At 34.6% G+C, this 10377-nt stretch carries 14 protein-coding genes; all 14 read right to left on the bottom strand.

Annotated features, from left to right (window positions below; genetic code table 11):
* Positions 1-601 precede the first annotated feature (601 nt).
* Positions 602-2092 carry an STM3941 family protein gene (locus ACFQ19_RS19875; protein ID WP_379594575.1) on the bottom strand — a complete coding sequence of 497 codons (1491 nt, stop codon included), beginning with the start codon at positions 2090-2092 and terminating at the stop codon, positions 602-604.
* A gap of 320 nt (positions 2093-2412) precedes the next feature.
* Complete coding sequence (locus ACFQ19_RS19870; protein ID WP_379594573.1) at positions 2413-2631, bottom strand: hypothetical protein; 219 nt, start codon at positions 2629-2631, stop codon at positions 2413-2415.
* Entirely contained in the window at positions 2583-2783 is a 201-nt protein-coding gene (locus ACFQ19_RS19865) for a hypothetical protein (RefSeq protein WP_379594571.1), read from the bottom strand. Before ACFQ19_RS19865 ends, ACFQ19_RS19870 begins: the two co-directional genes overlap by 49 nt.
* A 258-nt stretch (positions 2784-3041) precedes the next feature.
* Positions 3042-3338: a DUF4176 domain-containing protein gene (locus tag ACFQ19_RS19860; protein ID WP_379594569.1), complete on the bottom strand. Its 297-nt coding sequence runs from the start codon at positions 3336-3338 to the stop codon at positions 3042-3044.
* On the bottom strand, positions 3338-4063 hold the full coding sequence (locus tag ACFQ19_RS19855) for a hypothetical protein (RefSeq protein WP_379594567.1): 726 nt from the start codon (positions 4061-4063) through the stop codon (positions 3338-3340). The genes ACFQ19_RS19860 and ACFQ19_RS19855 overlap by 1 nt, the downstream gene beginning before the upstream one ends.
* Positions 4064-4101: 38 nt before the next feature.
* Positions 4102-5703: a T7SS effector LXG polymorphic toxin gene (locus ACFQ19_RS19850; protein ID WP_379594565.1), complete on the bottom strand. Its 1602-nt coding sequence runs from the start codon at positions 5701-5703 to the stop codon at positions 4102-4104.
* A gap of 174 nt (positions 5704-5877) precedes the next feature.
* Positions 5878-6189: a DUF4176 domain-containing protein gene (locus ACFQ19_RS19845; RefSeq protein WP_379594564.1), complete on the bottom strand. Its 312-nt coding sequence runs from the start codon at positions 6187-6189 to the stop codon at positions 5878-5880.
* A 44-nt stretch (positions 6190-6233) separates the two neighbouring features.
* Positions 6234-6917 carry a DUF443 family protein gene (locus ACFQ19_RS19840; protein WP_379594562.1) on the bottom strand — a complete coding sequence of 228 codons (684 nt, stop codon included), beginning with the start codon at positions 6915-6917 and terminating at the stop codon, positions 6234-6236.
* Positions 6918-6947: 30 nt separating this feature from the next.
* A complete protein-coding gene (locus tag ACFQ19_RS19835; RefSeq protein WP_379594560.1) occupies positions 6948-8033 on the bottom strand; it encodes a hypothetical protein in 1086 nt (361 codons plus the stop codon).
* An 8-nt stretch (positions 8034-8041) separates the two neighbouring features.
* Entirely contained in the window at positions 8042-8263 is a 222-nt protein-coding gene (locus tag ACFQ19_RS19830; RefSeq protein WP_379594558.1) for a hypothetical protein, read from the bottom strand.
* A 127-nt stretch (positions 8264-8390) separates the two neighbouring features.
* The gene (locus tag ACFQ19_RS19825) at positions 8391-8657 is read right to left on the bottom strand and encodes a hypothetical protein (protein ID WP_379594557.1); all 267 of its coding nucleotides are present in this window, start codon (positions 8655-8657) and stop codon (positions 8391-8393) included.
* Positions 8644-8925: a hypothetical protein gene (locus ACFQ19_RS19820; protein ID WP_379594555.1), complete on the bottom strand. Its 282-nt coding sequence runs from the start codon at positions 8923-8925 to the stop codon at positions 8644-8646. Before ACFQ19_RS19820 ends, ACFQ19_RS19825 begins: the two co-directional genes overlap by 14 nt.
* Before the next feature lie 373 nt (positions 8926-9298).
* Entirely contained in the window at positions 9299-9940 is a 642-nt protein-coding gene (locus tag ACFQ19_RS19815) for a hypothetical protein (protein WP_379594554.1), read from the bottom strand.
* Positions 9941-10021: 81 nt separating this feature from the next.
* Positions 10022-10261, bottom strand: a complete 240-nt coding sequence (locus tag ACFQ19_RS19810; protein ID WP_379594552.1) for a hypothetical protein — start codon at positions 10259-10261, stop codon at positions 10022-10024.
* Between the last annotated feature and the right edge of the window lie 116 nt (positions 10262-10377).

Raw genomic sequence — 10377 nt, 5'->3', positions numbered from 1 at the left:
TTTTCTTAGAAATACCATTTACCTTCAGCTGTCTACGAATTTTTTAGCTTTTCTCGCTTAAAAATAGGAAATCATGAACCAAAAATTTTAATTTGATTCTTTAATCTGCAGGTATGAATAATTCAGGTTTAATTCTTTATTTTGATAAATCGCTACGTAAGATCTTGACACTCACTGACATCCTTTCAGTTTACCTCTTAACACGTACATCCAGCACCCGACTTTTATACAAAATCATTATCCTGCTATTTCTGGTCTTCAAGAAATAATCCAGTAAATAACATAGAATGAAACAATGGATTGTATAGCCATTCCCTCGATTTCATCCCACACCACACAACAAATACTTCCCAAAACACAAAAGTTCGTCTCGTAATGCTTTCAGAAGTTATTCTTATCATTGGCCAGAGGTCAAAAGTTTGCATTAAATTAACGATGGTTATAACCATATACACAATGACTGTTATCCACTTTAAAAACATAACCAATACTTGTCATACCCAGTGAATCCGACAAAACTTTAGTAAAAGAAATATAGATTACATCCATAAGTAATACAGTCAATAATCCAGTCTTTAATCGATTGAAATTAAATTTTTTATTATTTACTTTCCTCTTGCCTTTTATCGAACAGACTATTTGCTAATTGCTTCAAGCTTCCTTTTCCCCATAAATAAAAGAGATAACTTGGCAGCAAAAATAGTGGAAGCGAAAGCAAAAACAACCTTACAACCACGATATACTCATCACTTACATTCCATGAAATTAGAAAAAGTTGAATCAAATAACAAATGCCGATTCGCCATAAATACGCAATCAGACTTGACTTATATCCTCTTTTTCCAGGATATAAAGCGACATAAACAGAAAATGACACGCTGTATAAAAGAAATGCAGCTAGTACAAAAAAGTTCTCGACTTCCAAAGAAACGAGAATAAATGCAGTCCCCTGCAAGACGAAAACATTTAGGGGAAAAATGGCAAAGCGCATTGAAAATAATTTTTTCATACGATTAGTATAAGCTGTTTCTCTTTGCTTGCTATGTTTACGTTCACCGTTACTCAAATCATTACTCATAGTCATATTACTGGAAGTTTTCTCATCTAAATTATTTCTACTTTTCATGACTTGATGTCGGATAACTATAAAAATATAATAAATAATCCCTATTGGTGCAATAACAAGGCTAAAAAGGTATAAAAATAAATGAATGAAAATAATAAGCCTGTATAAATATATAGAAATAACCGACTCTTCCTTATCCATTTTATACCTGATTCGAAACCCCAAAAGAATATCCCATATTACTTTTGCAAAAGGATACAAGATAAACGAAACGACAAGCAAAGGCCCTTTACTATCATCACCTGATTCATGAAACATGAGAAACGCACCGCCCGTCAAAAGCAGACTGAAGCCATACGATTGTAATAGGTATTTGCCGTTCACTTGGCTGCGATTCTTTTTCTCCTTTTTATCGGCTTCTAATTGCTGTCCCATCCCATGTTGTCTAGAAAAGGTTTGTTTCAATTGATCCGCTTCATTTATAGAATCATAATAGTCATACCCTGGCTCATCGGAAGCAAACGTACGTCTGTCCAATTCGCGCACTAATCTTTTTCGGTCCTTACGCTTTATCTGCCCCCACCCAATCCCAAACGGTCTATAACCCATTACATCATTCATTTTATTAAACCATGTGGTTGCTTTGGTCATCCGATTACGGTATTTTTCTTCATCATACAACACAATCTCTATGTATTTACTAAATCCGATATTTCTTATGCTATACCCTATGATATCATCCCATTTTAGAGGAATGGCATGCTTCGACCCAGCACCAATTGTTAATGTTTCCTTCGTTAAAGTGATGTGAGGTTTTGACCCAACGATACCTTTAAGGATCATAAGAATCAAAAAGCCAAACAATACTGCCAGGAACGCTCCTACCCCACTTATAAAAAAGTCCCGTTCTTTAAAAGCAAAGACACATACCACCATACCAAATGCCACAAAGACCAAGCCCATTAAAAATAAAAATATATTTTTAACCCTTGGCGGATAAAAGTATACTACATGTTCCTTTTCCATAATACCCTCCAGACGACTCTGACTATTATCACTATGTATAACCAAAAATGCATTTTAATTTGAAGATAGGAAAAGATAGAAAAAACAGATTTTATATTTAAAGCCTGCTTTTTCTATCCATAGGTTTTTATTAAACTTCCTCACGCTTAAACTTGCTCAAGATTATATCGATCCATTAGTCTATCAAGGCAAGTAATATAACAGTAATAACTATGATTATGAGAATGATGTTTTTTTCATAACCTTCTCCTTTATGCTAACATCTACTTATTTTAACCAGAATGTTTCTCTAACTTTCCTTTTAATACCTACCCATAAAGTTAAGCACGTATTTCTTCCAACTTAAACCAGTTTTTAGCAGCGTACACCATTGTCACTACAGCACCAATGACGCCTATTCCGATGACAATAGGACTGATAACTGCGCCAATAAATATAAAAATTAGAGAGAGAATAAATAAAAATAGAGCTGTTGTATTTATTTTTATTTCTACGCTGGATGGATCTTTAACTTCCTTTTCCGGACTTCCAAAAACCATTGTGTTGCTTTTATTTTTGTTGTATTTTTGTTTGAATCAATCCTGTATGATTCATTATTACTTAATTTATGTACATTCTGACCATCTACGGACAATGACACTTTCATCGTGCCGCCCATCATTCCTGTGTTTCTTTTCATTTTTATACTCATTTTTTTCACCTCTTATCAAATGGATTATTGTTGTCACACTAGCAAATATCAGCATATAGAACTAAATGATGCTTTGCTAGAGTAATATTGATTTCATGGCTCGCAAATCCTTTCCAAGTATTTTATAATCTGTACTCTGTTTGCAAAGTATTGGAATCCTTTATTTAGTGTTTCATACAAAAGAAGTTAAAGGCCTTCTATACATAATAGAAGCACTTAATTTCTTTTTATTTTCCAGAGAATCCTATTTAAATGTGATTAAACTTGTCTTAAAATTTTTTGGAACTCCTCTTCTTCCTCATCTTCATAACCTCGAAATACAATGTCTATAATATCCGAATGATTAAACACATACGTGTACTCTTGACTTATATACCCTTCCGGATAGGGAACACCAATATAGTCATACATCGGTTGTTCCGTATCTTCATCTTCCGCATTCTGAATATCTTCTACCTCTTCCTCTGTAACTAATTGTTTTCTTCCATAAATCATCAAGCGTTTGTTTCCACCTTTTAATAAAACGACTGTTCCGTTTGGTAATAGTGATTCCATTATTTTATTTCCACTCCTTGTTTCATTAATTTATTCTTTTCCTTATTAGAATATGGTTGATAGTTAACATAGTCCATATTCGCTTTTATAAAAAAGTATCGATGTAAAAATTTTGCTGCTGCATATACAAGCAAAATGACAGAAATGTATACAATAATTAATGCAAAAACCTGTTTTAAAACATTCGTTTCTTGTACACTTTGCCCTAACATATACCCTATTGCCGGGGAAGCAGTTAATACTCCTATATATTTTGATTGTTTACCAGTTTCCTTTTCTTTTGTTGGATCATCAGAATATTTATCCTTTTGATATTTCACCAAAATATATGTTAATAGTATAGTAGTTACACTTATAGTGATATAGTACAATATAGAGGTGATATGAAGTGTATAATACGACATTCCTAGTACTGTCACAAATAAAGAAATTGCTCCGCAAAGTCCCCATATTCCCACAAATAAAACCATCTCAAATTGCGTAGAATAAGGATTTTTTATAATAAGTCTAGTGCCCCATAAATGGAGAATTAGAATAAAAGGGGAAACAATATATAAAAATTCAAGTTCAAATATACTTAATAAACCCAAAAGTAAAGGTATATCAAGCATAACAAGAACCATTACTATAACAGATGATTTCACATCCTCTACAGGTATAAATTCTAATTGTTTGTTAACATGTTGAGCTAAATCCTGTTGTCTATTTTTAGCGTTTATTTTCATATTTTCACCTTTCTTTATAATATATTCATACATGTAGATTATTTAAACCAACCTGCTACTGTTTCCACACTACTTTTGATACCATTTGCAACACCTTGTACACCATCTTTAACATGATCTTTGACACTTTTTCCGCCAATTTCTATACCTGCCACGGCTGAAACTCCAGAAGATATTACAAATCCTGCGGCTGCACCTGCTAATATTGGTGCTCCCAAAGTGCCTACCGTAAATGCCGCAGCAGATCCAGCCGCGGCTAGTGACACGGCACCAACTCCAACATCAACACCTGCATCCCCCACTATTCTTTGAACAGACTCACCATCTTCTATATTGTCTTTTATATTCAATCCTGAATCAATTGCAACACCAACCCAACCAGCTTTCGTTTTTAATCCATTTGTAGCACCTGCCCTTACATTCACTTTATTTGCAATAGGTACTTTATTGCCTGACCCTCTTTTCACTTGTTGATCTATATATTTTTTATAATATATTTTAGTATCACGTTTAGTAGGTTTACTCATCCCGCCAACTTGTGGATTATGCACTCGATATCGGACCATTTTCTTTCCCTTTGTCTGCTCTTTCTTTATTTTAAACCCTTGATTAGATAATCCATACGCTACAAAAAGAGGAGCAGCTGATATTCCATCACTTATCACTTCTCCAGTGTTATCTACAACGTCATTCTTATTTTCTTTACCTCCTATATAATTCATAAGCTCCTCTGATACTTCGAAGTCTCCCTTACCTTCTTTATATTCTTTATCAAAATTCTTAAGTCCGTTCAGAACATTAGCATATGTTTGCCTATCAATCTCTCCATCTCTCAAGTCATCATATGCCGTATTCAATATATCTCCCGCACCATCTTCTAAATCACTTAATTCTGTATCCTTTGCTTTCTCAATTTCGGACATGGACATTTCATCAATATTTTCCTCATCCATTCTCGAAACAGCTGTGGATCTTTCTTCTTTTTTCTCGTGACTATACGCCTGTAATTTCCCTAAATCACTGCCTTGAGAAGCTCCTTCAAAATCCGCAAACCTTGCTTTCCCTTTACTCGTTTGCGCATTGCTCATCACTGCCTCAATCTGACTCATAATAGCTTGAACATCTGTCTCATCGCCCGTACTCGTGAAGGAAGTCAGATCTTCATCCACTTCCTTCAATTTCTTGATTACCTTGGTTTTATAGTCGGATACATCGGAAAAAGATGGCGGTGTTGCAGACGAAATATCGGATACCTCTTGAATCGTATCGTGAATAATTTCATCCTGTTTAACTAAATCTTCATAAAGTTCATTCACGTCTTCCTGAACATCTTGTAAATAATTGCTTCGGATGACGGCTGTTTCACTAACATCCACACCTGAGCGGAAGGCTTCCAGATGCTCTTCCAAATTAGCTTCCAGGTCATCGAATAATCCTCTGAATGATTCCAGTATCGTCAGATGCAATTCGCTAAAATATTGTTTCGCTTCTTTGGCAGCTTTTCCGGAAAAAGAACTCATACTATTGATGGCTTCAATACTTTCTTTCACTTGGTCTAGCTGCGACCGGAAATTGGTGGATGCTTCTTCCAGGTCGTTTTGAAGATCCTTTACTTCGGATATATCTACTTTATTCGCCATTTGTCACCCTCCCTTACATCTAATTATTTAGAGTCTATGAGATTACAAAAATGCTTCTGCAATTCCCATATCGTTTTGCGTATATTATTAGAAAAGCCTTTTTCTTTAGAAGAAAGTTTGTAACAAAAGAAGCATACGGATAATATGCTTCTTTCATAATTATTTCATTTTGACTTATGTCATTGGCCCTGTAATAGTACCTTTTTTTATGTTCGGCTTTTCTTCCTGCAGCCAGTCTTGGAAAATCTTTTGAAAACGCTCCTCTTCTTCATCCTTAAACCCTTCAAAGACCACTTCATCTATGTTTTCTTCATTAAAATAGTATACTTCTTGAGGATTTAATCCTTGCGGGTAAAAGCATCCGGAGTAATCGTACCAGATTCCTTCAACTTCCGTTTCTTCTGATGGAAGAATAGGAGCTCGATTTAAAACCATCAGTTTACTCGTTCCTTCTCTTAAATATACTACTGTTCCTATTGGTAACATAATAATCTCCTTTCCTGGTTCATTTATTCTTATAATTTGAGATGTTAAATCTCTTCATTTTGCGGATAAACTTTTGCTCTTTTGCCTCCCAAGAATACAACTCTTGTGTTTCCTTCAATTATTGTTGTTAAACCAGGCATAGTTATTCCAACAAATAGAATTACTGTTGAAAATAATAAAATAAGCCAGTTACCATCTTCAATGTAAGCCATGGCTCCCATTCCACCTAAACTAATTCCCACAACATACATAAAAGTTACAAAAAAGATAATTTTGAACGGTACAGGCATAACCCATAAGGAACCTTTAGATAATTGACTAATATTAATTACTTGATTCATTCTTTTTTTAAACATTCGACTTAATGAAGAAATCAGTACTGCCATCAAAACAAGAATAAACCCTACAATAATTGCATTGACATAAATCGGAATATCAATTTCAAAATAATTAGCTAACGGGCTTAATGTACTGGCTAGAATAGACGCTATAATCGTCCATAAAAATTGAGAAGAACCCATTTTTTCCTTTACAGTTGGAGCTGTTAATTGTTCCACAATTTCCGTATCCTCTACTTTGTACACTCGATTGGGAAGCAGCCAATAAAAGAAGGGAAATAACATTTTCCAAAGAGAAGCTCCTCCCATATCCAGAATATAATTTTCTCCCCTTATCGTTAAGATTCTGTATCTTAAATTCTTTGTTGCGCGTCTCACGGTGCATTTCATCCCAAGATCTCCTTCCATATCATTCCATCATTACGTAAATGGATTAACGGCATCAAATCCACTAGCAATTGATTCCCCAGCGTTCTGTAAAAAGCCACTTGCAGCTTCTTTACCATCACTCCACCATTCATCTATTTTCTGGCCAGCCTTATCTAAACCAGTTTGAATACCAAATATATTATTATCGTATAAATATTCAAAGGTAAATGTAGCTGCAAAACTTATACCTATACCTGCTGCTGCAGCCCACCCAACAGGGTTTGACCCTAATGCAACAGCAAAAGCAGTAACGCCTGTACCAGCTAAACTTCCTCCTAAACTCGCTAAATTATGAGTAAAAGCTTCCCCACCTGTCTTACCATTCGCTACATCCTCTTTCCAACCACTATAAGCTCCAAAGCCTGCTAATGCCCATCCTCCCGACTTCACATAATCAGCATATTTAAAAAATGCTTTTGACTGGTTAGTTGCGTGTTTTCTTGCATGAGAAGATTTCGGATCTAGTATATCCACAGCAGACCTTATTTCTTTATCTTGATTCATCAAGTAGTTGGCAATTTCTTTGTGATTATATCCTAATTTTTCTAGGAACACTTCTAATGACCCTCTTGCTGCACTAGTAATACTATCTACAACATAATTGGCAAATGGCTTATGATCTTCCACATATTGTTCTAACATTTCATGATCTTCCAAGTATTTTATAAAACTATCTGCAGCCTCTTCTTCAAGATCTACTCTGGTGATATTCCCGCTTGTATTTTTAACCGAATTTACAATAGCCGTGTATTGATCATAACTTATATCTCCATCTTTAAATTCCTGATAGGCCTTATTTACAACGTCTTTGGACGATGTTTTATCGAAATCTTTTATTGCTTCATCCTTAACTTCTTTAGCCTTCTCCGTCTTTTCTTCTTTCTTAGCGTGACTATACCCCTGCAATTTCCCTAAATCACTGTCTTGAGAAGCCCCTTCAAAATCCGCAAACCGCGCCTTCCCTTTACTTGTTTGCGCGCTATTCATCACTGCCTCAATCTGACTCATAATAGCTTGAACATCTGTCTCATCGCCCGTACTCGTGAAGGAAGTCAGATCTTCATCCACTTCCTTCAATTTCTTGATTACCTTGGTTTTATAGTCGGATACATCCGAAAAAACGGTGGTGTTGCGAAAGAAATATCGGATACCTCTTGAATCGTATCATGAATGATTTCATCTTGTGTAACTAAATCTTCATAAAGTTCATTGACGTCTTCTTGGACGTCTTGTAAATAATTGCTTCGGATGACGGCCGTTTCACTAACATCCACATCCGAGCGGAAGGCTTCCAGATGTTGCTCCAAGTTGGTTTTATGTACTGCGTTATCCTGATATTTCTAAAAATTATGTTTCTTCTAGTTTGAAGATAAGAAGGATAGAAAAGACAGATTTCAACTATGGAATCTGTCTTTTCTTTCTAGTGATAGTATATTATTCTTCCTCACGTTTTAGCTTATAATACCCGCTATTTTCATTTTCAATTTGCTCAAGATTATATTCTTCCATTAATTCATCTCTATAATCTAGGACATCTTGGTATTTATTCTTTAACTCTTCATTACTTTGATTAATATCATTTTCTGATATATCACCACCTTCATAATAGGTGATGATATCCATAAATGTATTTCTTGCAATTTCTTCTGCTTCAATCTGCATATCATTCATCTTCTTAATCTTTTTATTATCTGCATCCACAGCCTTCAGACGCTCCAAAACTTTTATCAGCAATGGGTACCATTTCTTCTTTAACCAATGTAGCAGCTTCCTCTTTTTTATTTTCACTTTCTAATCTTTCCTGTTCAGAGAGCAGATTACGCATCCTTTTTTCTTTCATATCATTAATAGGCACCCATTCTTCATTATAATAATTAACGATTTCATCTGCTACCTCATCCCTATCCTCACAAGAAACAAGCAGTAAAGCAATAATCACAATAAATATGGGAGTGATGATTTTTTTCATAGAATTCTCCTTACGTGAAAACTTGTAGTCCGCTTATTTTGACTGGTTGTTCATCGTTTTCCATCATTTCTTTTACAACGAATTCTAACGACTGATTAATCTATTTCTGCATTAATACCTATTCTGAATCTATAAGATGACAAAATGCCTTTGCAATTCCAATATCGTTTCACGGATAATATGCTTCTTCATAATTATTTCATTTTGACTTATGTCATTGGCCCTGTAATAGTACCTTTTTTTATGTTTGTTTTTTCTTCTTTAAAACAGTCCTAAAAGAGCCTTTGGAAATGTCCTTCTCCCTTTATCTTGAAAACCTTTAAGAACATATCAATTCATCTGTTTTCACTTCATTAAAATAGTATACTTATTTCTATTCAACAACATCCATTGAATAATTAGCCAGTTCCATGTGCACATTATCCATATCTAAACTATCATACAAATCTACTTGTTCTGGTGTTATGTCTAACATAAACGGCATTGCGTGATGAGGCTTCAGAACTCCAAATTGTTCTTCTGGAAAGGTAATATCAGAGTTTTTCCATATGTATTCGCCGTTTTGACTTCCAAATGTCATTTTAAACGACATATTTTTAATTGGATTTTCCAAACGATTAATCGCTAAGAAGAGTAACGAATTACTTCCATCTTCGTTTATAACAATATCAAATGGAAAGAGACTAAAATCATTTGGAACGCCCATATGTGGGTCTGCTTTTATTTCTTCATCTAATACACTATAAATTTCACTATTTTCAACAGTAACACCAGATTCTTCATCAAACTTTTGCAACTGTAAGCTTAAATCTGGTTGTTCATCTACTGTCTGATTTTCCTGGTCATCCTTAATTATCTCTTCATCCGATCCCTTGTTCGATTCTGTGTTTTCATTAACTTCTTGTGTTTTCTTTTCATCCATCTTATTGTCTCCTGCCTTATCTTCATTTGATTCACTGCACCCTGTTGCAATCATTGCTAAAATAATCAAGAGTGTCAGAAACACTTTTTTCATTATTATCCTCCATGTATTTGTATTGTTCCCTAGATTCTCACTTTACTAGACATTTTTCCATTTATCACCATGCACTGAATACTATACCCCTACACTCATCTCTACGTAGTTCCTATTTAGAAAACTATTTTTAAATTCAACAAATACTGGCGTTCTTTGCACCATTCCATGCTTATTAATATAATCCATTAGTTCCCAATATTTAACTTGGGACTGCGCATCAAAATCTTCCATCACCCGTGTCATAAGCATTGGCTTAATCGATAAATAACTATGAAAATTCATTTGTTCTTGTTTCTGTATTATAAAAGTAAGCGTCAAATAATCCCCACCTACAAGTTATAAACCACGCATGAGATAATCTCCATAGAAAATCATACGGAGGTTATGCGATGACAAATGCAGAAAAAAGAACAGAATGGAAAGCAAGATATGAT

The sequence above is a fragment of the Oceanobacillus locisalsi genome (assembly GCF_042675985.1).
GTDB lineage: Bacteria > Bacillota > Bacilli > Bacillales > Amphibacillaceae > Oceanobacillus > Oceanobacillus locisalsi.
Note: the sequence above shows the minus strand (reverse complement) of the source record. Positions and strands in the feature narration are given on the sequence as shown.